This is a genomic window from Hyphomonas sp. (assembly GCF_017792385.1).
Taxonomy (GTDB): Bacteria; Pseudomonadota; Alphaproteobacteria; order Caulobacterales; family Hyphomonadaceae; genus Hyphomonas.
Map to the genome: position 1 here is coordinate 1,559,634 of NZ_CP051230.1, position 22,747 is coordinate 1,582,380.

Annotated in this window: 27 protein-coding genes, 1 tRNA gene and 1 pseudogene; 18 read left to right on the forward strand and 11 right to left on the reverse strand. The window is 62.4% G+C overall.

Annotated elements, in window-relative coordinates; translation table 11 throughout:
- The first annotated feature begins 109 nt into the window (after positions 1–109).
- The 8 genes from ykgO (at position 110) to HF955_RS07940 (ending at position 5,154) form a co-directional block, all read left to right on the forward strand.
- Positions 110–235 (forward strand): type B 50S ribosomal protein L36, encoded by a 126-nt coding sequence (ykgO, locus tag HF955_RS07905; protein WP_011648318.1) that lies wholly within the window; start codon positions 110–112, stop codon positions 233–235.
- A gap of 31 nt (positions 236–266) precedes the next feature.
- Positions 267–875, forward strand: a complete 609-nt coding sequence (locus HF955_RS07910; protein WP_291079002.1) for an HAD family phosphatase — start codon at positions 267–269, stop codon at positions 873–875.
- Between the two features lie 48 nt (positions 876–923).
- Complete coding sequence (locus tag HF955_RS07915) at positions 924–1,454, forward strand: tetratricopeptide repeat protein (protein WP_027836819.1); 531 nt, start codon at positions 924–926, stop codon at positions 1,452–1,454.
- Positions 1,455–1,459: 5 nt separating this feature from the next.
- Positions 1,460–2,401 (forward strand): alpha/beta hydrolase, encoded by a 942-nt coding sequence (locus HF955_RS07920; protein ID WP_291079004.1) that lies wholly within the window; start codon positions 1,460–1,462, stop codon positions 2,399–2,401.
- Positions 2,402–2,442: 41 nt separating this feature from the next.
- Positions 2,443–2,706, forward strand: a complete 264-nt coding sequence (locus HF955_RS07925; protein WP_027836821.1) for a DUF2312 domain-containing protein — start codon at positions 2,443–2,445, stop codon at positions 2,704–2,706.
- A 42-nt stretch (positions 2,707–2,748) separates the two neighbouring features.
- Complete coding sequence (locus tag HF955_RS07930; RefSeq protein WP_291079005.1) at positions 2,749–3,279, forward strand: hypothetical protein; 531 nt, start codon at positions 2,749–2,751, stop codon at positions 3,277–3,279.
- Between the two features lie 61 nt (positions 3,280–3,340).
- Positions 3,341–4,201, forward strand: a complete 861-nt coding sequence (locus HF955_RS07935; RefSeq protein WP_291079006.1) for an SDR family oxidoreductase — start codon at positions 3,341–3,343, stop codon at positions 4,199–4,201.
- Between the two features lie 77 nt (positions 4,202–4,278).
- Entirely contained in the window at positions 4,279–5,154 is an 876-nt protein-coding gene (locus HF955_RS07940; RefSeq protein ID WP_291079007.1) for an SDR family oxidoreductase, read from the forward strand.
- 13 nt (positions 5,155–5,167) lie between these two features.
- On the opposite strand, the gene HF955_RS07945 is transcribed toward HF955_RS07940, so the two are convergent.
- Positions 5,168–5,455 carry a hypothetical protein gene (locus HF955_RS07945; RefSeq protein WP_291079009.1) on the reverse strand — a complete coding sequence of 96 codons (288 nt, stop codon included), beginning with the start codon at positions 5,453–5,455 and terminating at the stop codon, positions 5,168–5,170.
- On the opposite strand from HF955_RS07945, the gene HF955_RS07950 reads away from it, so the two are divergent.
- On the forward strand, positions 5,454–6,407 hold the full coding sequence (locus tag HF955_RS07950) for a DMT family transporter (protein WP_291079010.1): 954 nt from the start codon (positions 5,454–5,456) through the stop codon (positions 6,405–6,407). The genes HF955_RS07945 and HF955_RS07950 overlap by 2 nt on opposite strands.
- 6 nt (positions 6,408–6,413) lie before the next feature.
- Here the strand turns inward: HF955_RS07950 and HF955_RS07955 are convergent, their stop codons facing one another.
- Entirely contained in the window at positions 6,414–6,944 is a 531-nt protein-coding gene (locus HF955_RS07955) for a disulfide bond formation protein B (protein ID WP_291079011.1), read from the reverse strand.
- Positions 6,945–7,009: 65 nt separating this feature from the next.
- Positions 7,010–7,615: an exopolysaccharide biosynthesis protein gene (locus HF955_RS07960; RefSeq protein ID WP_291079012.1), complete on the reverse strand. Its 606-nt coding sequence runs from the start codon at positions 7,613–7,615 to the stop codon at positions 7,010–7,012.
- A gap of 89 nt (positions 7,616–7,704) precedes the next feature.
- On the opposite strand from HF955_RS07960, the gene HF955_RS07965 reads away from it, so the two are divergent.
- From HF955_RS07965 to HF955_RS07985, 5 genes are all read left to right on the forward strand, one after another.
- Positions 7,705–7,791, forward strand: a tRNA-Leu gene (locus HF955_RS07965).
- Positions 7,792–8,129: 338 nt separating this feature from the next.
- Positions 8,130–9,191, forward strand: coding sequence for a YaiO family outer membrane beta-barrel protein (locus tag HF955_RS07970; RefSeq protein ID WP_291079013.1), 1,062 nt, complete (start codon positions 8,130–8,132; stop codon positions 9,189–9,191).
- 2 nt (positions 9,192–9,193) lie between these two features.
- The gene (locus HF955_RS07975; protein WP_291079014.1) at positions 9,194–10,255 is read left to right on the forward strand and encodes a HEAT repeat domain-containing protein; all 1,062 of its coding nucleotides are present in this window, start codon (positions 9,194–9,196) and stop codon (positions 10,253–10,255) included.
- Complete coding sequence (locus HF955_RS07980; protein ID WP_291079015.1) at positions 10,252–11,661, forward strand: glycosyltransferase family 2 protein; 1,410 nt, start codon at positions 10,252–10,254, stop codon at positions 11,659–11,661. Before HF955_RS07975 ends, HF955_RS07980 begins: the two co-directional genes overlap by 4 nt.
- A 142-nt stretch (positions 11,662–11,803) precedes the next feature.
- Positions 11,804–12,232, forward strand: coding sequence for a response regulator transcription factor (locus tag HF955_RS07985; RefSeq protein ID WP_291079017.1), 429 nt, complete (start codon positions 11,804–11,806; stop codon positions 12,230–12,232).
- A 12-nt stretch (positions 12,233–12,244) separates the two neighbouring features.
- On the opposite strand, the gene HF955_RS07990 is transcribed toward HF955_RS07985, so the two are convergent.
- From HF955_RS07990 to HF955_RS08015, 5 genes and pseudogenes are all read right to left on the reverse strand, one after another.
- Complete coding sequence (locus tag HF955_RS07990) at positions 12,245–14,110, reverse strand: polysaccharide deacetylase family protein (protein WP_291079018.1); 1,866 nt, start codon at positions 14,108–14,110, stop codon at positions 12,245–12,247.
- Between the two features lie 24 nt (positions 14,111–14,134).
- Complete coding sequence (locus HF955_RS07995; protein ID WP_291079019.1) at positions 14,135–14,848, reverse strand: DUF3299 domain-containing protein; 714 nt, start codon at positions 14,846–14,848, stop codon at positions 14,135–14,137.
- Between the two features lie 50 nt (positions 14,849–14,898).
- Positions 14,899–15,952: pseudogene (locus HF955_RS18450) on the reverse strand (ABC transporter permease).
- Positions 15,949–16,644, reverse strand: a complete 696-nt coding sequence (locus HF955_RS08010) for an ABC transporter ATP-binding protein (protein WP_291079022.1) — start codon at positions 16,642–16,644, stop codon at positions 15,949–15,951. The pseudogene HF955_RS18450 and the gene HF955_RS08010 overlap by 4 nt, the downstream one beginning before the upstream one ends.
- A 1-nt stretch (position 16,645) precedes the next feature.
- On the reverse strand, positions 16,646–17,302 hold the full coding sequence (locus HF955_RS08015) for a hypothetical protein (RefSeq protein ID WP_291079024.1): 657 nt from the start codon (positions 17,300–17,302) through the stop codon (positions 16,646–16,648).
- Between the two features lie 164 nt (positions 17,303–17,466).
- Between HF955_RS08015 and HF955_RS08020 the strand changes: the two genes are divergently transcribed.
- From HF955_RS08020 to HF955_RS08030, 3 genes are read left to right on the forward strand one after another with little or no spacing between them, the layout of a single operon-like run.
- Positions 17,467–18,273 (forward strand): ZIP family metal transporter, encoded by an 807-nt coding sequence (locus HF955_RS08020; protein WP_291079025.1) that lies wholly within the window; start codon positions 17,467–17,469, stop codon positions 18,271–18,273.
- Positions 18,273–19,073 (forward strand): HupE/UreJ family protein, encoded by an 801-nt coding sequence (locus HF955_RS08025; RefSeq protein ID WP_291079026.1) that lies wholly within the window; start codon positions 18,273–18,275, stop codon positions 19,071–19,073. The genes HF955_RS08020 and HF955_RS08025 overlap by 1 nt, the downstream gene beginning before the upstream one ends.
- Positions 19,074–19,113: 40 nt before the next feature.
- Positions 19,114–19,773 (forward strand): hypothetical protein, encoded by a 660-nt coding sequence (locus HF955_RS08030; RefSeq protein WP_291079027.1) that lies wholly within the window; start codon positions 19,114–19,116, stop codon positions 19,771–19,773.
- A 6-nt stretch (positions 19,774–19,779) separates the two neighbouring features.
- On the opposite strand, the gene HF955_RS08035 is transcribed toward HF955_RS08030, so the two are convergent.
- Positions 19,780–21,081 carry a polyhydroxyalkanoate depolymerase gene (locus HF955_RS08035; protein ID WP_291079029.1) on the reverse strand — a complete coding sequence of 434 codons (1,302 nt, stop codon included), beginning with the start codon at positions 21,079–21,081 and terminating at the stop codon, positions 19,780–19,782.
- A gap of 226 nt (positions 21,082–21,307) precedes the next feature.
- On the opposite strand from HF955_RS08035, the gene HF955_RS08040 reads away from it, so the two are divergent.
- Complete coding sequence (locus tag HF955_RS08040; RefSeq protein WP_291079031.1) at positions 21,308–21,649, forward strand: hypothetical protein; 342 nt, start codon at positions 21,308–21,310, stop codon at positions 21,647–21,649.
- Between the two features lie 7 nt (positions 21,650–21,656).
- Here the strand turns inward: HF955_RS08040 and HF955_RS08045 are convergent, their stop codons facing one another.
- Both HF955_RS08045 and HF955_RS08050 read right to left on the reverse strand, forming a co-directional pair.
- Entirely contained in the window at positions 21,657–22,073 is a 417-nt protein-coding gene (locus tag HF955_RS08045) for a hypothetical protein (protein ID WP_291079032.1), read from the reverse strand.
- A gap of 32 nt (positions 22,074–22,105) precedes the next feature.
- Positions 22,106–22,705, reverse strand: coding sequence for a TetR/AcrR family transcriptional regulator (locus HF955_RS08050; protein WP_291079033.1), 600 nt, complete (start codon positions 22,703–22,705; stop codon positions 22,106–22,108).
- Positions 22,706–22,747 lie beyond the last annotated feature (42 nt).

Sequence of the window (22,747 nt, forward strand, 5' to 3'; positions counted from 1 at the left end):
TTCCTGCTCCTGAAACCGCACGCTCATGACAGCGTGCAATCTTGACTCTTCTCACCGGATTCATTACCCGCTCCGCTTTCCAATTTCTTATGATCCACAGGCTAGGCCCATGAAAGTCCGCTCGTCTCTCAAATCGCTCAAGTCGCGCCACCGCGACTGCAAGATCGTGCGCCGTAAGGGCCGCGTCTACGTCATCAACAAAACTGATCCCCGCTTCAAAGCAAAGCAGGGCTGACGCGAACATGAACAGGCAATGAGGCGGGACTATGGCTGCCAGGATTGCCTTGTTCGACCTCGGGCGCGTGGTTCTCGACTGGGAACCCGCCCGGCTCTACGCGAAGATCATTGATGCCCCGCAGGAACGCGAAAAGTTCCTGACGGAGATCTGCAACATGACGTGGCACACACGGCATGATGCCGGCGCCAGCTTTGCCGAAAATGCCGACGACCTGATCCGGCAGCACCCGCAATATGAAGCTGAAATCCGCGCCTGGGGCGAGCGTTGGCTCGAAATGTTCGATGGCTATGTCGACGGCACACCGGAGCTGATGGCCCGACTCGATGCGCGCCGCGTCCCGCTTTACGCCCTGTCCAACATGCCGTCGGAACCCTGGGACGAAATGCTCACCATTTTCGACGAATTGAACAGGTTCCGGCACGTGGTCGTGTCCGGCCGTATCGGCATGGTAAAGCCGAGCCCGGAAATCTTCCATCATGCGCTGGACCGGATGGGCGGGCCCGACCCGGATGAGGTCCTGTTCATTGACGACAGCCTGCGCAATGTGGAGGCGGCAGGCGCGCTGGGTTTCCGGACCCATCATTTCACCGGCGCCGCCGGGCTGGAACAGGCGCTGACGCAGGAAGGCCTGCTGTGATGGCAAGCCGGGCTTGCCGCGCCGCACGGGCCGCATAATATCTGACAGATGATAAGAGCGTTCCTCCTGGCTTGCCTGCTCCTTGCGGGCGCGGCGCATGCCGAGCCCTCGGACGAGATGTTCGAGAAGCTGCGCAATGCGCCGAGCGACAGTGAGGCCAACGACATGGCGCTGGATATCTGGGCATCCTGGATGGAATCCGGCTCTCCGACGGTGGATGTCATCATGGAGCGCGGTGTCGATGCCCAGACCGCCGGAGACTTTGAAACGGCGCGGGCCTTCTTCGACCGGGCCATCCTGATCAAGCCGGACTATCCCGAAGCGTGGAACCGGCGCGCATCCCTGTTTCTGAGAGACGAGAATTATCCTGAAGCCTTGCGCGATCTGAACGAGACCCTGCGACTCGAACCCCGCCATTTCGGCGCCTGGGCAGGCCTCGGCATGATGTTCGAAAGCATGGGGTCGCCCCAGCACGCCCTGGAAGCGTATCGCGAGGCGCTGACCATCTATCCCCGCATGCAGCAGGCACTGGCCGCCGAAAAACGCCTGTCGAAGCTGTCGGAAGGCCAGGGCCTTTGAGGCGCATGCTGACGGCAACCGCTCTCGGACTGTGCGCGCTCGGAACGGGCGCCTGCGTGACCAGCGCTGCCTACAAGACGCGGGTCGAGACGGCGCACCCGCCGATCGGGCAGATGGTGCCGGTGGAGGAGTCTGCGGTTCATGTGATCCGGAAAGGGGAGGCAGGCCCGCCGGTCCTGATGATCCATGGGGCCAGTGCCAATGCCCGCGAGTTCACCTGGACCCTCGCGCCCCAACTGTCAGACTCGCACCGCGTGCTGATGGCCGACCGGCCGGGACATGGCTATTCCGCGCGTCCCGACAATGCGCAGGATCTGGGGGTCCAGGCCGCGCAAATGGCCGGTGTGCTGGACGCGCTTGCGCCCGGGGAGAAGGCCGTGATCGTGGGCCATTCCTTCGGCGGGGCGGTCGCGCTGCGTATGGCGCTGGACCGTCCGGACCTTGTCAGCGGGCTCGTCCTGCTGGCACCCGTCACCCATGACTGGGGCGGCGGCGGTCATGCCTGGTACAATTCCTTTGCAGCGCCGCCCCTGGTCGGTCCGGTCTTCAGTCAGCTTGTGCCGCTCGTCGGGCCGGGTCAGTTGGGCAATGGCATCAATGACGTGTTCGACCCAGCACCTGTGCCCGCCGGCTATTCGGAGAAATCGGCAATTGGCCTGTTGTTCCGGCCGCGGAATTTCCGGGCGAATGCGCGCGATGTGAAGGCATTGCAGGACCAGCTTGCCGAACAGTCCGCGCGGTATGGACGTCTGAATGTACCGATCATCGTGTTTTCCGGCAGTGGCGATACGGTGATTTCGCCCCGGCTTCATGTCGGCCAGCTGAAACAGCAGGTCGATGTCGATCTCGTTATCCTGCCGCATGAAGGGCACATGCCACACCATGGCGAGGGCGAAGCTGTTGCCGACGCCATTCGCCGTCTGGCCAGCGGCGGAAACTCCCGCTAAGACGCGCCTTCTTTTCCGAACCCATTTCCAAGGAGCCTCTCATGGACGACGACGCCTCGATCACCCATCTCACCGAAGCGACCCGCGAAAAGCTCCGCCAGACCGTCGCCAAGATCGAGCGTCTGGAAGAGGAGAAGAAAGAGGTCGCCGAACAGATCAAGGAAATCTACGCCGAAGCCAAGGCGTTCGGGTTCGACACCAAGGCGCTGCGCCAGGTGATCAAGCTGCGCAAGGTCGATAAGGCCGAGCGCGAAGAGCAGGAAATGGTGCTCGACACCTACCTGCTGGCTCTGGGCGAAGCCTGAGCCGGTTTGCCTCGACGGCATTAATCGCCATATTCTCTGCCCATGGGCCGAGATGTCGACGAACGGAAGAAACGCGCCGCGCTTCGCAAATTGCGGAAGGCGGCGGCGTTGGCCGAGCAGGGGCTCGGTCCGCCCCTGTCCGATTGGGAGAAGCAGTTTCTCGAAGAGGTCGAGGAACGCATCGAGACCTATGGGTCCGCCTTTGCCGATCCCCTGAAGGGAAGTGACGGAGAGGCCCTGTCCAGCCTGCAGCAGATCAAGCTGAAGGAAATCGACAAGAAAGCCCGCGGCAAGGGCCGGTCCGGGTTTGGGTCCGGCAGGAAGAAACCGGGCGGCTTCAACAAGCGGCCGGCCCCGCGCGTGCGCCAGCTGGATGATGACATTGCCGAAGACATGCCGGAAACCGCGCCGGAGCCGCCGGAGCCGCCGGTGCGCAGTGCGCCAAAATTGGTCAGGGCGTCCGACCTGAAACCGGCCACGCCCGATACGCCGGCATCTGAAACGCAGAATGCCCCGACCGAACGCCCGCGTCCGGCATTCCGGGTCATCGACGGGGGAAAACAGGACGAATAGACCCGAAAGCGGCGTTCGTGCGTATAGGATTGCGTATCCCGGAACAGGAAGGACATCCCGCATGAAGACTGTCGTAATCACCGGCGCATCAACCGGCATCGGCGCGGCGACCGCTCTCTATCTCGCCAAGCATGGCTGGTGCGTCTATGCGGGCGTGCGCAAACAGGCTGATGCAGAAGGCCTGTCGGCCCGTTCGGAGGGTGACATCCGACCGCTTATCCTGGATGTGACCCGGCAGGACCAGGTCGACGCAGCCGTCGAGATCGTGGCCCGGGCGCTCGAAGGCAGGACGCTGACGGGCCTCGTCAACAATGCGGGTATCGCGAATATGGGGCCGCTCGCGATCCAGCCGCTCGATGACTTCAAGGCGCATTTCGATGTCAACGTATTCGGCCTCCTGCGCGCCTCTCAGGCATTCGCGCCGCTATTGGGCATGGACCGGGACCGTGAGGGGGCCCCTGGCCGGATCGTGAACATCACCAGTGTGGGCGGGCGGATTTCCGCGCCGTTTCTCGGCGCCTACACCGCCACCAAGCATGCAGTGGAAGCGATGACGGATTCCCTGCGGCGCGAACTCGTCATCTTCGGGATTGACGCGATCGCCATCGGGCCGGGGTCCGTCAAAACGCCGATCTGGGACAAGGCAGAAGAGGCAAACTCGGATGGCCCCTATGCCGGCAGTGCCTGGTCGGACGCGCTGGAGCAGTTTGAACAGGTCATGCTGAAGGGCGGACGGGACGGCCTGCCGCCGGAGCAGATCGCCAAAGTGGTCGAGATCGCACTGGAGGATGCCACGCCGCGGGCACGGTATTCGCCGGTCCCGAACAAGCTGACCAATTGGTACATTCCCACCCTGTTGCCAAAGCGGATGCTGGACGGCGTGTTCTGGAAACGGTTCGGCCTGAAGAAGCCGGGTAAGTAAATTTTCCCGCAGGCATTGACGGACCGCGCGGAAAGCGCGCGCATTCTCCCGAAAACAAAAACGGGAGGAATACGGACATGGCCAATCTGGACGGCAAGGTTGCCATCATAACGGGGGGTGCCAGCGGCATCGGTCTGGCAGGGGTCGAGACATTTGTCGCGGCCGGGGCGAAAGTGGTCGCCGGCGACATTCAGGATGAAAAGGGCGCGGCCCTGCAAACCCGGTTCGGGGACGACAAGGTCCTGTTTGTCCATTGCGACGTGACCGACATGGCTCAGCTGGAAGGCATCATGAGCCAGACGGTCGACCATTTCGGCCGGCTCGACATTCTCTGGAACAATGCCGGACATGGCGGGACGCCCGACAGCGTGGAAGAGCTTGATCTGGACGCTTATGACCAGACCATGTCGCTGTTGCTGAAACAGGTGTTTGCCGGGACCAAATTTGCCGTGCCCCACATGAAGGAACGCGGCGGGTCGATCATCAACACATCCTCGATCAGCGCAATTTGCGCAGGCTATGCGCCGATCACTTATTCCGTGGCCAAGAAAGGCGTTGCCCATTTCTCGAAACTCGCCGCCGCGGAACTGTCCAAATACGGCATTCGCGTCAATGCGGTCCTGCCGGGTTTCATCGCAACGTCGATCTTCGGGGCTTCGCTGGGCTTGCCGCGCGAACAGGCCGACCAGATGGCGGCCATGCTGGTCGAAGCCGGTGGCAGCATGCAGCCGGCCGGCCGGGTCGGGAAAGGCGAGGACATTGCCGAGATGGCGGCGTTCCTGGCCTCGGATGCGGCCGGGTTCATCACCGGGGGCGAATTCCTGGTCGATGGCGGGATGACTGTCGGGCCGCGCCATTCCTGGGACGAAACCGCAGGCGGGCCTCTGCTGGACGCGCTGGGCATCACGCCGGAACAGGCTGAACAGATGCGCACACAAATGAACAGCCAGTGAAACGGTTTGAACGCTAGCGATCTTCCCGGAGCGTTTCGAGACCAGGCAGGGATTCGACCTTCTGCAGAAGGGCGCGCAGCGATTTGGCACGTGCGACGGGACGTCCCCGTTCGTCCGCTATCACAAAGCCGGTTTTTGACTTACTGAGAGGGAACCGGCGCCAATGGGCGCGCGTCCTGAAGATCCATATCTGGTCGGGTTCGCGTCCGGATGCGGCCCAGCCGGTCCACATGTGGCCGACGGGCAGGTCTCGCCACAGGCGGTCGATTTCCTCTAGTTCGGAAGGCGTAAAACAGCCCATGGTATCTCGCCCCGGTCAAACGCGTCCTCAAGACCTAGAGCCCGTTGCGGCGCCGCGCAACATCGAGGGCGCGCTATGGATGCTGGCTTCCGGGGCCACGTTCACGGTCTTCCTGACCCTTTCCAAGCTGCAATCGGCCAGTTTCGATCCGGGGTTTCTGGCGTTCTGGCGGTCCGGTGTGGCGCTGATCGTCGTGCTGCCGATCATATTCCAGCAGGGGCTCGGCATCATGAAGGTCCACCAGCCGGGCCTGATCTTCCTGCGCAGCCTGTTCGGCACATTTGGTTTCGCGCTGGGCTTCTATGCCGTGTCTGACGCGGTCGGCCTGCCGCTGTCGGAATTCAACGCGATCAGCTTTTCGCGCGCCCTGTTCGTGACATTGCTGGCGGCCCTGCTGCTCAAGGAGCGGGTGGGGCCGCACCGGTGGGGGGCAACGCTTGCCGGGGCGGTCGGGGTGATGATCATGATGCAGCCCCATCTCGGAATCAGCATGGGCATGGCGCTGGCCCTCGGCGCGGCATTCTGCCTGGCGGGGGCGATCACGCTCGTGAAATCCCTGACACGGCTGCACCGTCCGGTCACGTTGCTGATCTGGGCGAACTTGCTTTCATCCATCATGCTGTTGCCATTGGCCATCATGAAATGGCCGGACGTGGCACCCAGTTTTCAGGATTGGGCCTGGATCGGGCTGATGGGTGTTTGTGGCGTGACGGGGCAGTATTTCTATATTCGCGGCATGAGCGTCGGCGACGCGTCTTTCCTGTCACCCATCGACTATATGCGGCTGCCCATGGCGGCCATCGTCGACTGGGGGCTGTTCAAGGCGCTGCCGGGCACCTGGACCTGGGTCGGGACCATCATCATTGTCGGGGCCACGCTGTATATCACCTTGCGGGAGCAGCGGCTGTATTCGGCGGCCAAGAGTTCCGCCGCCCAGCCGCCGGAGCCTTGATGGCGATCAGTCGGCGACGGGAGCTGGCTCCGAACCCCGGAACGTGGCGCCTGCGGCCACGAAGCTGAGCACGGCCAGGACAGCCGCGGCAACGCCGTTCCAGCCCGCCATGGACAGGCCGAGGATGCGGAAGGGCGCATCGGTGCAGGACGGTACATGCATCGGCTTGCTGAAATCCTGAATTGCCAGCGGGTCGATCGGCCCTTCGCCTGCGCACCCTTCCGGCGGCGGCAACAGGCCCCATTCCACGCCGGAATGATAGAAGGCGACAATGACGCCGACGATGAAGACCAGGCCGATCATCATGTTCAGCGCGACCAGGAACCGGCGGTTCGGCCGCCAGCGCCACAGGACAAGGCCGGTCAGGGTCATCGCGATCAGGGCCCAATAGACCTCCCGCTGACGCAGGCATAGCGGGCAGGGGGCGAGGCCGCCAAACTGCTCGAAGGCATGCGCGGCCGCCAGCATGAAGGCAGAGACCGCGACAGCGACCACCGGCCATTTCCAGTCCTTGAGGAGCGATTTCACGAAATCCATGAGTCAGCTAAAGCCGTGCAGCGCCATTCCCACAATGCGGCGCAAGGTCACTTTCGCGTTATGGCTCATCCAAACAGGCTGACGGCACCGAACATGACCGCGCCGATCAGGCCGCTGACCCAGGCTGTCCCGATGACCAGGCCGGCGATCACCATCAGGCCGTCCTTCTGCATCAGACCGAAAGAGGCGATGGCCACAGCGAAGCCCGGCACAGTGTTGGTCATGGGCAGGGGCACGAGAATGGACGCGCAGAACACACACAGGAACAGGCCGATCACGCGTTCGGACCGCTTTCCCGTGATCACCGTGAAGCGCGGGCGAACAATCCGCTCGATCCAGCCGAGCCATTTGCGTCCGCCAGCCGCCATCTGGGTCAGGCCCTTGCGGTCAATCTTCCGATTGCCCAGCTTGTCCGGCATCCAGGGCTGTTCCCGGCCCATCGCCATTTGCGCCGCCAGCGCCATCATGGGCAGCGAGACCACTTGCGGCACGCCATAGAGAAACGGAATGCAGCAGGGCAGGGCGAGCAGGAACAGGCCCGCGCCGAACGCGCTTTCATCCAGTTGGTCAAAGATGGCGCGCAGCGAAAACCCGTCTTCCGGCGCACGCTCGGCGAGGGACTCAATCGTTTGCAGCAGCGTTTTGTCGGTGGGAATTGCGGTGGAGGTCATGCTTTAGCTGTTAGATGTCTTTGATCCCGGCGTCGAGTAGATTGACACGGGCCCCGGCAATGCGGCAGGAGAAGCGCTCCCTGCAAAGGGCCTCTGTGGCGGAATTGGTAGACGCGACGGATTCAAAATCCGTTTCTGGTGACAGAGTGCCGGTTCGAGTCCGGCCAGAGGTACCATTGGGGGAGCCGGGCGCGTGCCTTCCGACAAAGCAGGCCCGGATCGGCAGGAATTGCCTTTCCCGATCTCCGCGAACCGCTCATGCCGCCCGGAAGACTCGCCTTCACAAAACATGAGACTTGCGCGCCACGCATGGCGGTCCGGGGAGGCCTGAGCCATCAAAACACCCCGATTAACCGGACGATCATCAGTTTTTGCAAACAATTGTATCACCAAGAACAATAACTGAGCCAGATCCGGGGACGAGTGATGATGGTAGGATACAAGGCGTGCGCCTTGCCAATGCGCCCGTGTGCTGTCGCAGCTGCTGCAGCGCTCGCCTGGCGGAGCATTCAACATGATTGACCTCGCGCTCCTCCAGCTTGCGGCGCCAGCCATCGAGAGTCCGCAGACCCAGGAGGCCCGCTCCCTGTATGAGCAGGGAGTCGAGGCGCGCCATGCGGGGGCGTTTTCCGAAGCGCTTGCTCTTTTCGAGGCGCGTCTGGCAGAAGCGCCGGACGATGTGGACGCCCGGTTGAACGCCGCGCTCTGCCTGATCGCGCTGGACCGCCTGCCGGAGGCCGAGCGCGAACTGGACCGTGTCATCGTGGCAGCCCCGGACTATACAGACGCCTATGTCGCGCTGGCACGCATCGAACGGATCCGGGCGGCGCAGGCAGCTGCGCCGCTCGCACGGCACATGACGGATGATGACGCGGTAACGGTGCCGGCCCGGGAAGAGGGGCGTCTGACGGCCAGCCTTGTCCTCAGCCGCAGCGCGCTCACGAAAGACCTGCCGGACTGGACGAGTATTTCGCCTGCACTGGCGAAATCCGTTTCGGACACGCTTTCCGTACACGCGTCATTGCTCCATGCCGAGCGGTTCGACGCATCAAACACGACCGTGACCCTGGGGGCAGCCAAGCGCACCGGGTTCGGACACGTACGTCTGGAGGTCGGCGGCGGGAGCGACACGACATTCCTGCCATTGAATACCGTGCTGATTGGCACAGGGGTGGCCACGAACGTCGATGGCCTTGAATTGCTCGCAGATGCGCGAACGTCCGAGTATCAGAGCGGGCGGGTCACGTCCCTGCTTCCGGGTGCGCAATACACATTTCCAGGCGGACGCGCCGAATTCGAAGTGCGTTACATCAATGTCTGGGACGAGTTCGACCAGCATCGGTCGGGCTACCGGGTCCGGTCAACCTACCGGCCGGACAGCCGCTGGGCGGTGCATGGATATCATGCGGACGCCCCCGAAAGTTCGGACGGCACCACTGTCGAGGTGCGCTCCTACGCGCTCGGGCTCGAAATGCGCCTCGGCGAGTCGAGCGTCATCCGTCTCACGGGTGGCAAGGAATTGCGCACGGCCTATGACCGGACCGACGTGTCACTCGCGCTTGCCCGGACGTTCTGACGTTGAATTATCTGGTGATCATCTGGCAGGTGGCTTTCGTGCTGATTGTGCTGTCCCTTGTGTGGATGGCCACCCTTGTCCTGCTCCGGATAGTTCGTACCCAGAAAAAGGCGTACTTTTCACACCTTCGCCAGAAGATCACGGAGGCGATGGCTGCGATTCTGTGGGACGAGACCGGGCAGGCTGTCATCGAAGACCGGTCTCTCTGGAAATCGCAGATGGTGCCGGAAGTGTTCCTGGATTTCGTGGCGCTGGTGCGCGGAGAGGAGCGGGACCGGCTGGTCCGCCGCCTTGAGCGCAACCGTGTCGATGACGACATGCGACGGCTGCTCCGGCATCCCCGGAAGTTCGTGCGGTTCGCGGCGCTTGAGGCTCTGGCCTATTTTCCCGGTCTCCCGACCGCCAAGTCGGTCGATTCCCTGATTGAACGGTCCCTGTCTCCCGAGTTGCGGGTCGCAGGCATGCGCACGCTTGTCGAGATCAAATCCTATCCGGCGGTGCCGGACGTGATGGCGGAGATCACGAAGCTCAATGGCGGCTCGCGGTCTCTCCACGCCGTCCTGTCCAAACTGGCGCTGCACAGATTGCGGGATGTGCTGGCTTATCTCGACCGTCCGGACATCACCGATATTGAGCGCGCTGCGCTGCTTCGGGCGCTGGGCAGCAGCGCCGACTATGCCGTGATGGACCGGCTCACCTACGCGCTTGAGCATGGCTCGGCCATGATCCGGGCGGCAGCGCTGGAAGGCCTGGCCCGGCTGGAACATCCAGAGGCTGCCCCCTCGATTGCAAGGTGCCTGAAAGACAATGACTGGTCGGTCCGGGCAGGGGCCGTGCGCGCCCTGCGCGAAATGTCGTTCGATGGATATGCCGATGATATTGCCGCTTTGCTGTCCGATCCGGCATGGATGGTCCAGTTCGAGGCGGCACAGGCGCTCTCGCATATGGGGGCGACCGGCCGGAACCTGCTTGAAGTGTCCGCCCGCGCCATCGGGAATGAAGCCGCCAGCCGGACGGCATCGCTCGCGCTTGCCGAACTGAGTGCAGCGGAGGTGCTGCAATGATGGACACTGTGCTGCTCGCCGCAAAATATACGGGCCTGATGGTGATCTTCATCGGCGTGTTCCAGTATTCGATCTATCTTCTGCACCTCGTTCTGGCCGGCCTGCAGATGGCGCGGTCGGGGCGCGCCGCACGGACCGAAGCGCTATGGCGCAGATATTCCGAGACGGTGCCGCCGATTGCTGTCCTCGTTCCGGCCTATAATGAGGAAATGACCATCGTGGAAAGTCTTTCCTCGCTGATGGCAATTCAGTATCCGAACCATGAGGTCATCCTGATCAATGACGGCAGTTCGGACGGGACACTTGAGGTGCTCAAACGTGAGTTCGATCTCGCGGAGACATCGCGTCTGTATTCCCCGCAGGCACCTCATCAGCCTATCCGGGCCATTTACAGATCACGTCACCAGAAACGCCTGATCGTGATCGACAAGGTGAATGGCGGGAAGGCGGACGCGCTGAATGCCGGCATCAATGTATCGCGGGCACCTTTGTTCTGTTGCGTCGATGCAGATTCCGTTCTCGAGCCGGATGCCCTGTTGCGCACGGTAAAGCCCTTCATGGAGGATCCCGAACGGACCATTGCGGTAGGGGGTACGGTGCGCATTGCCAATGGCAGCGTCATCCGGAAAGGGCAGGTGCTCGAGGTCCGCCTACCGCGCAAATTGCTGCCGCTTCTCCAGACCGTCGAGTATCTCAGGGCGTTTTTGATGACCCGGATCGCCTGGAGCCGGCTGAACACCGTTCTGATTATTTCCGGCGCCTTTGGATTGTTCCGCCGGGATGCCGTGCTGGATGTCGGCGGATATTCGCTGGGGACCGTCGGTGAAGATATGGAACTGGTGGTGAAACTCCATCGCAACATGATCGAGAACAAGCGGGATTACCGGATCCGATTTATCCCTGAGCCGGTGTGCTGGACGGAAGCGCCCGAAACGCTCAGCGTGCTGCGGAACCAGAGAACGAGATGGCAGCGGGGAACACTCGAGACATTTGACCGTCACAGTGTCATGGCGCTGAATCCTCGATATGGTCTGGTTGGGGTTCTGGGATTTGGCAATGTGCTGATCACGGATGTCATCGGCCCGATTGTCGACGCAATCGGGCTCGTTCTGTTTCCGGTCCTGGCGTTGACGGGTTCGATTTCATACGATTTCTTCCTCGCCTACATCGCTGTGATGTCCGGATTTGGAATGGCCATTTCCGTTGGATCGCTCGCCCTCGAGGAAGCGCAGCTTCGCCGAGTGCCGAAAGCCTCGGACCTGGCCTTGCTGACCGTCATGTGCGTTGTCGAGAACCTCGGATATCGTCAACTGAACAGCCTCTGGAGAATTCGCGGCTGGGTCCAGTATCTCAGGAAAAGCGAGTCCTGGGGTGTGATGACCCGGACAGGATTCACATCCAGCTGACCGGGCATGTGCAAAAACTGCGATCAAGGGCTGTTTCAATCCGGAGATCGGTGAAATTTGATCTACTTGGTTTGCACAGCATTGAGCACAATTTGCCATACTCGACAGCGTAGGAACAATACCTGTTGAAGGAATCGGGGACATGAAGGGTAGAATTCTGGTTGCAGACGATGACCGTCTGCTGCGCGGACTATTGGAGCACAAACTGGCTGTGGCCGGCTTCGAGGTCGATCTCGCGCAGGATGGCGGCAGCGCTTATGAACTGGCCCGCACCATGGAATACGACTTGCTCGTGCTGGATGCGATGATGCCCATCATGGACGGGTTCGAAGTTCTGCGCAGGCTGAAGGCCGATCCGAAGACGGCTGGACTTCCCGTGGTCATGCTGACAGCGCGCCGGGGGGAGCACGATGTGCTGGACGCGCTGGAGCGTGGCGCGAGTGAGTATCTGACCAAGCCCTTCATTCCCGATGAACTGGTGTTGCGGATCCGGAACCGCATTCGGGACGAGCGTTCCGCCAAAGGTGGGGACAGGCCGGAGGCAGGGTCGCGCGCCGAGCGTTCCGCCTGACCGTGCGGTGTTCTATTCAGCATCCGAACTGAATGTCATGGTCAACGCTGTTCCAGCCGTGTCGACATGAAGCTGACCGGGCGAAAAGGTCAGCCCGTCTTGCAGGTCACCTGAAGGGACCCATTCGGGATCAATGTCCAGCCGCAAACCGCGCATGGGCTGGCGGCTTGTCAGGGACAATTCCCAGCCGTCTTGCGTCCGACGCGTATCGACGGCGACACCATCCCGCATGGTCCACCAGTTTCCGTAGGCCTCAAGCGTGCCAAACCATGCACGCGGCTGCAGGGCCGGCAGGATGGTTTCCAGGAAGTCCAGCTTTCCTTCCGTGACGTTCGGATGGATCAGCATGACAAACGAGCCCCCATACTCGGCCAGTTCATTGGCCAGATCGATGGCGGGGTCCACACGCAGGTTCATATGGGGCGGGATTTCATCCTCGATAGCGATGGGGAACTGGAAAATGTCCGTCGGCGCCTCATATCCCTGACTGAAATTCATGCGAAACGGCAGATGTGTCAGTACATTGCCCGACGTCATCGTGGAGGCGTATTTGTAACCGCTGGCTTCGAGGGCTTCCGGCAATTGGTGTGGCGTTGCCAGATAGCCCGGGCGGAACGAAACCACTTCCTTGCCGGTCACGCTTTCGAGCAGGAATTTGCTGACCCGCAACTCGCCGAGAATTGACGCGGCCCATGCCCGGTTCCGGTTCAGCACGCGGGGCTGGTAGTGCGGGTACCGTTCCGTTCCATCGCCCAGCGGCATATCGCCGAAGGTCGGGGAGTGTGCCACCGAATGGCTGGCCACTTCCATGCCGGCTTCGGTCAGTCGTTGAACGCCGGGTACGGTCAGGTCGTGAAAGAAGGCTTCATCATTGTAGTCGTCGAAATACTTTGTTTGTACAAAGAAAGTGCCCGGGATTTCCATCCGCGCGAGCAGGTTGTTGTATGCTTCCATCTTCGTGATGGAATCCGAATAGTCGACATCGAACGAGACAATCACGGCCAGGTCGCGGCCCTCCGGGGCAGGGTGGAGAGTCACCGCGCCAGCCTGGTTCTGCGTATAGACCGATTTCAGCCAGCGAAGCCAGGTGTCGACCGATGGCTCATAGGCGTTGGCGTAGTTTCGGGATGCGCCGCCGCTGCGTCCATTGGTGGCCTTCAGAATGAAGAAACCCAGATCCATGCCAAGGGCGAAGGCCTGTCCTCCGGATGGGTGGCGGTTGGCGACGAGGGCAGCCGATCCGTCCTCATAGGTTGCCAGAATGGTTCGTGCGCCTTCAAAGGCCTGCGTGCCGATACGCTGGCTATCCCGGTCCGGGTTTCCGATGCGGACGGTGCGCTCTTCTGCCCGGTTGATGAAGGACAGGCTCGGATCGTTGCCGGCAAAGCGGATTTCGGAATGGGCGCGGGACTCCGAAATGCCTTCAAAACCAAACACGCCCTGCAGGCCGCCGCCCAGAACCTGTGTCGCGATCAGTGTGCCGCCCTGTTCGACGTGCTGCCCCAGGCTTGCGAGCTCGTCTGCTTCCAGAACTTTCCCGGAGATGACAGGATACACGATGATGACATCGTGCCGGGCTGCCGAGTCGACATCGCGGGTCATCCGGAATGGAACGCCCATGCTTTTCAGGCCTTCAGCCAGACCGATCCAGGAGGAGGCGTCATCCGTCAGCAGGATGGCGAGACGCGAGTCGGTTCCTTTGGCATGGACAGTCCAGTCCGCCGGCTCAGGCTCTTCCACCTGGCTGATTTCGGTAGGGCCTTCGGCCCCGTCGAATGCCTCGAGCGGCGGTCGGTTGAGATAGGTTGCAAGCGCTATGGCAGCGGCTGCCGCGAGCAGGGCCGAAGTCAGGATTGCAACGCGCTTGTTCCAGAACATCCTAGCGGGCCTGTCGCGCCAGCATCAGTATTCGTACTTCTCGATATGGGTGAGTTGCAGCGTATAGGCCGCATCTGCCAGGTCGCTTTCCTGCGTTTGCGTGGTCAGCACGCCTTCGACCCACACCGCCTGTGCCAAATCTTTCAGGGCGATCGGGTCATCGGCCTTGACGAACAGGGTCTGGTTCGGCGGCGGAGGCGGGGCGTGGATACAGGCACCAAAATAGGGCACCAGCAGGAACTCCGTCACTTCGGCCTTCGCACCATACTCGAACGGTACGGTGTAACCGGGGATCCGCACCTTCTTGCTGTTGAGTTCCGGCACTGTGTTGAATGTGCCGATCTGTACCATGGCGTCTGCGGCCGAGCCTTCGGCGATCCCGCCTCCGCTACCATACAGCATGGACATCTGGCTCTGATACATCTGCGCGAGGCGTTCTTCCTCGCCCTCCGGCATCAGGTCTTCCCAGCCGATTTCCGAGACGCCGCGGGCTTCGGCTTCGGCGCGCTTGCGGGCCTGTTCGGCGGCGCGTTCTGCGATGGCCTTTTCACGGGCGGCCTTGCGCTCGGCCTCATTGTCACCGATCCGGTCGCCAACCTGCGGACTGTCCGAGGGGGCATCGAGCACGCCTTCGCCCTCTGCAGAAAGGTCTGGCTGCGTGGGCGCAACATCTTGCCCGCAAGCGGAAACGAATCCCGTCATCAGGACGGCGGCGAATAAACTGGAAATCTGTTTCATGGTGCCAATCTAGGGTACGCGGGCGGGCCCCGCCAGAGGGGTTGAGCGGTTCAGAGTCGAATGGAGAGGCCGTCTGCCAAGGACCGGCGAAACGCCATCCACGCAGGAATTGCCCCGGCCAGCAGGGCCGCGCTTGTCACGGCCAGCAATGTGAACAGGTCAGTCAGGCCAGGTCCCGTGCCGATCAGGGAAATGCCAAAGCGTTCTGCCACCATCGGCCCTGCGACAAGCAGCATGGCATGGATCAGCATGATGCCAGCAAGTGCGCCGAGGAAACCGACCAGACCGGCCTCCAGAACGAGAAGAGTGAAGATGTGACCCGGCCGTGCGCCGACCGCGCGCAGGATGGACATCTCCCGGCGGCGCTCGTTCAGGCTGGTCAGGATGGAGGTGAGGATCGACACGACGCCCACCGCAATGACGAAGATCGACACGGCGAGCAGCGCCCGTTCGGCAATCGCCGTCACGCTCCACAGTTCGGCCAGCGCCTGTGACGGGATGATCGCCATCAGGGGTTCGCCGCGATTGGTATTGATCTCCCGGCGAGACGCGGAACGGGCGGTTGTCGTGGCCCGACCCGAAATCGGCCTGGCCGAGACCGTGTGTGAGGATCATCGGGCTGCCGATCTCGTAGTCGAGGTCCCGCGCGACATCCGCGCCGATGACGGCGTCGAACAGATCCGCGAACCGAGCGCCCTCGGCCAGGACAAGAGGCTGGTTCCGGCCATACTTGTAATGATCGAAATATTCCGTCGTCGTGCCCATGACGCGAAACCCGCGATGACTGTCGCCAAGCGAGATCGGCACGGCCCAGTCGACATCCGGTCGGTCGGCAATCTCCTGATAGGTCGGCCAGGAAATTTCGGCCGTCGCGCTGCCCATTCGGAATACGGAGTAGAGCAGAAGGTTCACGCTGCCCGTTGGCGCGCCGACAATGAGTTCGGTGCCGGAGATGGTGTTGCCGAACCCTTCGCGCGCGCCCGTGCGGGCCTTGTCGACGCCAAGAAACAGCGCCACGGACAGGGCGACGGCCAGCAGCGTCAGCAGGACCGACCCCTTCCGGTTCAGCAGGCTCTTCCAGGCAAGGCTCGCAATCGCGCTCATGCCGTGACCCCCGCACGGTTGATGTCGCCGAGATCCAGCGCGCGATCAAAATGCGGTGCCAGCCCGGCATCATGACTGACGAACAGGAGTGCGGCGCCGGTGCGCCGAGCCTCTTCGCTCAGCAATTCGATGAACCGGTCGCGTGCATTGGCATCCAGCGCCGATGTGGGCTCGTCTGCAATGACGATTTCCGGGCCTCCGATCAGGGCCCGGGCTGCCGCAACGCGTTGCTGCTGGCCGACGGAGAGGTCTGAAACGCGACGCGAGAGCAGCCCGTCATCCTCAAGCCCCAGCCGGGCCAGCAGGCGGCGGGCCTCATCTTCCTCGGCGCCTTGTACAGCAGTGCGCCGTGTCTTTGAAAAGCGCAGGGGAAGGGTGACATTGCCGATCACGGAAAGATACGGGACGAGATTGAACATCTGGAAGATCACGCCCAGATGATCTGCCCGCATGCGGTCTCGGGCAGCGGGCCGCAATTTGGCGAGATCCTTCCCCAGAACCCGGACCGTGCCGGACCGTGCCTCGAGGACCCCCGCGATGATCCCGAGCAGGGTCGATTTGCCGGAGCCGGATGCGCCACGCAGGAACAGGCGTTCGCCTGCCTCAAGCCGGAATTCCGCGATGTCGAGAACATCCGTACCCGGCGTCCAGGCAAAGTGAAGGTCGCTGATGGCAACAACAGCGTCCGTCATGTCAGGACCCGAACGGCAGGAAAGGGCTGTCAGCGGTCAGCGTTGCCGACGCCGTCTCTCCGGCTTCGCCGAGGAAAACGGCCTCAACCGTCTCGAAGCCGGAATAGGTATCAAATCCGGTGAACATCAGCCCGTCCAGCTGGCTTGGCCGGCGGCAGTCCCAGACAATCGACAGCGTCAGGGCCGCATGGTCGCCGGACCGGCGCAGGTCGGCAGACCGCTCCACCAGGTCGCACCGCGCATTGCCCATCAGTTCCGTCAGGCCGTCGGCATACTTTTCGAGGTCTGTCGCCTTTTTCTTCGTTTTCTCGGACAGGCCGTAATTGGCCAGTGGCGCATCGACCGTCACGGTCACGAAATTGCTCTCCTGCGTCACGGCCAACTCTGCCGCGCCGTGCACATGCGCCTCGCCGCCGGCGGCATGAGCGTCATGCTCGTCGTGATCCTGGTGCGCGTCGTCATGATGGTCGTCATCATGGTGCGGCGCTTCATCGGCGGCTTCGGGGGCAGGGGCCGCCTCGTCTGCGTCCGTCGGGGCTGCCTCGATGGACTGCGGTGCCGGCTCGTAGGGGGCTTCCCCGCTACAGGCTGCACACAGCGCCAGAGCCATGCCTGCAAACAGCAGTGTGGCTGTTCCCCCGAACCGTCGATCCATCATGTCGCTCCCATCACCCCGTCCGGGGATTTCAGCAAAACCGGCAATTTCCGCTCGCAAGCCGGATAGTGCTACCATATAACACTCAATCGCAAGGCCGCAGGACGCGGTTAAAAACCGCACCGAACTGTTACCGGGCCAACAGGCAGCTTTCCATGATCGAATCCATGCAAGCCCCACTTTTTTTCGGCTTGATCGCTGCCTTTGTCACGACCATCGGCCTGATCGCCGTGGCCATGCGCGGTGACTGGAGCGCGCGCTTTTCGCCGGTCATGGGGCTCGCAGCGGCCGGCATGCTGGTCACGCTCAGCCTGTTGCACATTGCCCCGGAGGCGTTCGAGGAAAGCGCACATGCGCCGCATTTCATGCTGGCCGGGTTTCTGGGTGGTCTGTTGCTGAACTACACGTTGGGCGTTCTGTTTCCGGAAAGCGTGAATGGCGGACGCGTCGCGGCGGTCACGCCGATCCTGGCCATCGCCATCCATTCATTGATCGACGGAGTGATCTACTCGGTCACCTTTGCGGCCAGCTTCTCGGCCGGCGTCTATTCCGCCTTGTCGCTGATCCTGCACGAATTCCCGGAAGGCGTGATCGCGTTCGCCATTCTGCGCCGGCACAATTTCTCCAACCGGCAATCCTTTCTCTGGGCCTTTCTTGCGGCGTCCGCCACAACCCCGCTGGGGGTGATGATGTCTTCGCCTTTCATGTATTTCCTCGGACCGGAGGCAATCGGCGCCCTGTTTGCCGCATCTGCCGGCCTCCTGCTGTACGTTGCGACCGGCCCCCTGATGGCTCCTCTGAAGGACGAACCGCCCCACCGCAGCCTTCTGGCCCTGTCGGCCGGCGTGGCGATTGCCCTGCTGATTTCGCTGCTGCCGGTGCATGATCACGGCGCGCATGACCTCCACGATGACGAGCACGGGCATCATGGTGAGGTGATGGAAGCGCCGCATCCGCTGCCGGACGAGATCTGATGCGGGTCTGGATCGCCGCCCTGCTTGCCTGTCTGATGGCGGGCCTGGGGCCGCTGGCCCTCACGGCAGCCGCCCATCCCGAGGATGAATTGTGCCTGCCCGGCGGCGGCATGGACCCTGCCTTGTGCAGGGAATTGCAGGAACTCGACCGCGCGGGCAGCGTGACCAGCCGGGATGGCCTGCCGGACGTCCGGGATGTGTCGCTGGATCGCACGCCATTCGAAACGGCCATCTTCTATATTCGCATCGGCTTTGAACACATCCTCCCCATGGGCGTGGACCACATCCTGTTCGTGCTCGCCCTGTTCTTTTCCAGCCGCCGGCTCAAGCCCCTGATCTGGCAGGTGTCCGCCTTCACGCTGGCGCACACGGCCACGCTCGGCCTGACCGCCGCTGGACTGATTGCGCCGCCCGCCAGCATCGTCGAACCATTGATCGCCTTCACAATTGCCTGGGCAGCCCTGGAAAACATCCTGTTCAAGGAGCCGAGTGCCTGGCGTCCGGCACTCGTGTTCGGGTTCGGCCTGATCCACGGCATGGGGTTTGCGGGCGCCTTTGGCGATCTCGACCTGCCGGCAGACATCTTCTGGCCTGCCCTGATCGGTTTCAATGTCGGCGTCGAGATCGGCCAGTTGGTCGTGATCGGCATGGCGTTTGCAGTGGCGGTCCTGATCAGGGGCGCCCTGAAACAGGCTGGCCGGCCAGACCTTTACCGGCCCGTTCTGGTTTGGCCGGTATCCTTGGCCATCGGGGCAATCGGGCTCTGGTGGGCCATCGAACGGGCTTTCCTTAACGTTTAGCCTCGACAGTGCGCTCCGTCAGGAAACGGAACGCACGCACATGTCCCTGCACAAGACCTCGCACCCCATCGCGCCCTGGGCTCGCACGCTCGCATTGGCGGCCAGCCTGTGCTGGTCTGCATCGGCCAGCGCGCTGTCCCTGCCGGACACCGCGGCGGGTTTGGTCCGCAGCGTGGATGGTCTTGCCGCGAACGAGACGCCGGTCGGCAATCTTGCCCTCAGGCAGGTTTACTCCGAAGCGGCCGCGGGGCGCGGCGCCGCCGCCAAACAGGCCCGAAACGCCCTGATCGCCCGTTGGCTGGGCGGCTTGCACGAGGCCGGGCTCGCCGAATACACCGTCCGCCATCTCGACAAGGGACTGATCTATTCGGTGCGCCTGCGAAATCCGGTCGATGGCGGGGATATCCACGCTCTCTGGGTGGCCGTCCCGGACGGGCCGGACCTCCCATCCTCTGTCCTTTTGCGCGCGAAGCATCACGGCGCATCAGATGCGACGCTTCTGGAATTGCAGTCCTGTACGTCGCGACGCACGCTGAATGTGTCGGAAGATGGCTTGCGGGAAGATCAGGCCGAAGATCAGGCAGTCCACCAACTCAGCGACTATCTGGATTCCCCAGACCCGATGCCAATCACCGTGACAGGGGAGCCTCGCGATATTTGCCGCCAGATCTCCCGTGTCCTGCCGTCACCGGGGCAGTAGGCACGCTCAGGCCAGTCTGGACAGGCGCTCTGTGGCTTCCTCGTCGGCATCGCGCATGGTGAAGCGCCGTGTGAATTCGGTCACTCGCGGCGCGATCTCGGTGCGGAACCGTTTGCCGTTGAACACGCCATAATGGCCAACGCCCGGCTGGATATAGTCGGTTTGCATGTCTTCAGGCAGGCTGGTGCAGATCGCATGGGCTGCCTGGGTCTGGCCGATGCCGGAAATATCGTCCTTCTCGCCCTCCACCGTCATCAGTGCCACATCGCGGATCGCTTCGGGCTTCACGACATGGGTGCCGCGATAGCGGTACACGCCGCGCGCCAATTGATGCTCCTGAAAAACCCGGACGATGGTCTGGAGATAGAATTCCTCCGTCAGATCGAGGACTGACAGATACTCGTCGTAGAATTCGCGGTGCTTGCCGACATTGTCGCCATCGCCTTCGACGAGATGGTTGAAGAAGTTCCAGTGCGCATCAACATGGCGCGACCAGTTCATGTTCATGAAGGAGGCCAGCTGGACGAAGCCCGGATAGACCCGCCGGAACATGCCGGGGTAGGGGCCCGGCACGGTGTGGATCATGTTCTCTTCGAACCATGACAGCGGCTTTTCCTCTGCCAGCACATTTGGAACGGTCGGGCTGAGCCGCGTGTCGATGGGAGATCCCATGAATGTCATCGAGGCAGGACGGGCCGGATCGTCATCCTCGGCCATCATGGCGACTGCCGCCAGGACGGGCGGCCCCGGCTGGCAGACGCCCAGCACGTGCGCGCCCGTGCCCAGAAAGGTCAGCATGTTGCGAATGTGATCGATATAATCATCAAGATCGAACCGGCCGAGCCAGACCGGCGCCATCCGGGCATCCTGCCAGTCCGTGATATAGACATCATGAGTCGGCAGGAAGGCTTCCACCGTGCCGCGCAGCAGTGTTGCATAGTGGCCGGACAAGGGGGCTGCGATCAGCAGGCGCGGCTGGGGGCCCAACTTCGCACCGTCGCGCGCAGCGGCCAGGGCTTCCGGGTCCTTCCGGAAATGGACCAGGCTGCACCACGGCGTCCGCCACGCCACGGTCGGTGTGACCTTGATCGGCGCACTGTTCACGCGCACGCTGTCGATCCGCCATTCGGGCTTGCCATAATAGCGCGTGGCGCTCTCGAACACGTCTGCCATCGCGGCCAGCGACCTGCCATATTCTGTCTGGCCCAGCGGATTGAGCGGCGAACTCAGCGCGGCGCGGCTGGCCCGTGCCGCAATGCGGACGGGTGCCATGGCGGCGCGGTTTATTTCCACAAGTGAATAGAGCATGTCGTCATGCCTTTCATGCTGCACTGCAACATACGGGCGCCCTTGGAAAAGGGCAAACAGATTCGCCAGACGGGCGCCATTCGATGCCTGTAATCAAAGTGAAATTTCCATGAAAATTTCAGGATCAAGGCAGAGTATGATTAATGCGCCGCGCGTAAATTCCCCTCGCAAGGGAGTGATCACCATGTTCCTCAGATGCCAGCCGAATCCCCATCGCGGAGGCCGCATGACGCGGGCGATCGTCTATGAACAGGCGCCCGGCCAGCGTTTCGCCATCGATGCCGAAATCCTCCACAAGCAGCCGGAAATGCTGAACGTGTTCGGTCGCTACATGCATGCGCGATTCCGGATTCTGGATGCTCTGGCCTACTTCATTTGCCTCGCAGGCGCGCTGGCGTCTCTGGCCTATGTCTGGTGGATGTTCCTGCCGGGTGTGGCGATCTGCGCGATGATGCTGGCGGTGAACCGCAAGGCGGCCGGCGAGATTGCCCTGCGCGCCGCCCGAAAGTCTGCCGACGATTTCCGCAAACTGCATGAAATGGGCTGTCTCTGGCTGGTGTTTGCCTGACGCCGCCTCAGATGCGGATCATGCCCAGCACGGCTGACACGATCGCCACCAGCGTGAACATCAGCGAGAAGCTGACCGACACGGCACGCTGATCCTTGCGGCTGGTGCGCACGCCTTTTGGCTTTTTGCCGGGCGCCAGCATCCAGCGGTTCGAGAAAAACCCGAACGCCGCCAGAAGCGCCGTGATCGCCGCTGCCCAACTGGTGGCCAACAGGTAGAAGGCCGCCGAAGCCAGCATCATGCCGGCAATCGGTGTCGAGGTCTGCAACAGCAATTCCCGGACATGCCGGTCTGCGCGTGATCCGTCGAGCTTGTCAAAACTGCAATTCGGCGACGCGATTGCGGCCACCCAAGATGCTCCGATGGCCATGGCTCCGGACAGGAGACCAAGATTGGTGGCGGTGGCGGAAAGACCTTCGAACATCCCGGCACTATGCGCCGGATTCGCGGTCCGGCCTAGAGAAAGCTTGAGCAGACAATTCGGGAGATCAGCGCGTCGTCTGCCGGCACCTGACCATCCAGCATCAGCATGGCCAGCCCATGCACCACCGACCAGGCCTGGATGCGGCGGGTCAGGCGCAAGTCCTGGGGGGTGTCCTCCGGCATCAGGTCGCGCAGTGTCTCGGCCAGCATGGCGAAGGCCCCGCCGTCCATGCTTTCATCCGGATCCATGACATGCGCCTGCGGGGCGTTTGTCATCATCAGGCGGAAGAGGGAGGGGTTCGTCAGGGCAAAGCGGACATAAGCCCGTCCCATGGCTTCGAATGCTTCGACCCCGCCATCGGTTTCGTCCATCGCTGTGCGGAAGGCGGCAGACAGTTTCTCATCGCCCGCTTCGCACAAGGCCCCGAACAGGGCGGCCTTGTCCGGGAAGTGCCGGTAGACCGCTGTCGCAGACACGCCGGCCTGCCGGGCGATTTCCCGCAGGCTGACCTTTTCGGCCGGCAGTTGCGCGATCTGGGACAGGCCTTCCTCGATCAAGGCTGCGCGCAGGTCGCCATGATGGTAGCGCGCCGAGCGCGGCTTAATGTTGACAGTGTTATCATTCGCGGTCATGTTATCACTGTAAACATTGTGGCGCAGACCACAAGCCGGGAG